This window comes from Micromonospora sp. ATA51 (assembly GCF_016802855.1).
Classification (GTDB): domain Bacteria; phylum Actinomycetota; class Actinomycetes; order Mycobacteriales; family Micromonosporaceae; genus Micromonospora; species Micromonospora sicca.
Window position 1 is genome coordinate 1 of sequence record NZ_JAEVHJ010000643.1, and the last position, 1535, is coordinate 1535.

The 1535-nt window shown below is 78.4% G+C and carries 2 protein-coding genes; one reads left to right on the top strand and one right to left on the bottom strand.

Annotated elements, in window-relative coordinates; genetic code table 11:
* Positions 1-318: 318 nt before the first annotated feature.
* Complete coding sequence (locus JNW87_RS38600; protein ID WP_238455462.1) at positions 319-621, bottom strand: hypothetical protein; 303 nt, start codon at positions 619-621, stop codon at positions 319-321.
* Between the two features lie 80 nt (positions 622-701).
* Here JNW87_RS38600 and JNW87_RS38605 point away from each other — a divergent pair.
* The coding region (locus JNW87_RS38605; RefSeq protein WP_238455463.1) for a hypothetical protein at positions 702-1535 on the top strand (834 nt) is incomplete at its 3' end.

Sequence of the window (1535 nt, forward strand, 5' to 3'; positions counted from 1 at the left end):
CGGCGCAGCGGGACGCTGCGCCGGGCCCGGGTGACCGTCCCGCGCCCCCGGATCACCGCCGTCGACCTGGAGGTCCGCTGACATGGGTGGCCTGCGTTTCCTGCCCTGGGTACGCGACGGCGTGGCCCGGGTCGTCCCCGACACCGACCCCCTCACCGGCGCCCTGCCGCGCGCCCGCGCGGCGGTGAGCCTCACCGTCACCGCGCTGGGCACCGAGACCGCGAACGGCAAGACCCGGCAGATCACCGGGGCCTCCACGGCGCTGCTGCACGGCCCCGGCGACGTGGTCGGCATCGACCCGCAGGAGATCATCCGCAGTTACCCGGCAGCGGGCGCGGAGAACGTCGAGGTGTCGCTGCTCGCCGCCGTCGAGTTCGACCGCCCCGACCTGCCCTGGCTGTACACCCCGGCCCGGCCCGACCCCCGGGGCGCGCTACGCCCGTGGTTGGTCCTGGTCGTGGTGCCCGTCGACGGGGGCGGGGAGCTGCGCACCGAGCCGGGCCAGGCGCTGCCCCGGCTCGCCACCACCGTGCGGCAGCTGCCCGCGCTGGCCGAGTCGTGGGCCTGGGCGCACGCCCAGGTGCTGGTCACCGCCGAGAGCGAGGACGTGGCGACGGTCATCGCGACCGCGCCCGAACGCACCCTGTCCCGGCTGCTCTGCCCACGCCGGCTCGCCCCCGGCACGGACTACCTGGCCCGCGGTGGTGCCGGCGTTCGAGGCCGGGGTCCGGGCCGGCCTCGGCGAGCCGGTCGACGACGCCGGGCCGCTCGCCCCGGCCTGGGGGCCGGCGTCGGCGCACCCCGGGCCGGACGACCAGGTGCTGCTGCCCGCCTACCACCACTGGACCTTCCGCACCGGCCCGGACGGCGACTTCGAGTCGCTGGCCCGGCGGCTGCGGGCGCGGACCCTCCCCGACGACGTCGGCCGGCAGCCGGTCGACATCGCCGCCCCCGGCGGCGGCCTGCCGCAGCTCGCCGACGAGGGCGTCGAGGGCCGGTCCGTGCTGGGCTTCGAGGGGGCCCTCGCCGCTCCCGGGATGGCCCCGACGGTCTGGGCCGACGACGTGCGCCAGGCGTGGCAGAGCGCCCTGACCGGGCTGCTGAAGCACGCCCAGGACCGGCTCACCCCGCCGCTGTACGGCGACCTCCACAGCCAGGAGACCCGGCTGCCCGCACCCGGCGTGGAGCCGCGCTGGCTGGCCGGGCTGAACCTCGACCCCCGGTACCGGGCGGCCGCGGCCCTCGGCACCCAGGTGGTGCAGCGCCACCAGGAGGACCTGGCGGCGGCAGCCTGGCAGCGGGCCGCCGAGATCCGGGAGGCCAACGAGCAGCTGCGCCGGGGGCAGGCCGCCCGGGACACCGCCACCGCCCTGTACGCCCGCCGGGTCGACCCCGGCTCCCCCGGCGCCACGGTCGGCGACGACCGCCTCGTCGCGCTGACCCAGCCGGTGCACGACCTGGTCGAGGTGCCGGACGCCGGCCGTGGACTGCTCGCCGACGGCGGTGACCCGCTGGACCGGCGGCTGGACGCCAAC

Excerpts from the sequence above, each read along its gene's own strand:
- JNW87_RS38600 (WP_238455462.1), bottom strand. The coding sequence starts at position 621 with ATGACCGTCGCCACGTCCTCGCTCTCGGCGGTGACCAGCACCTGGGCG.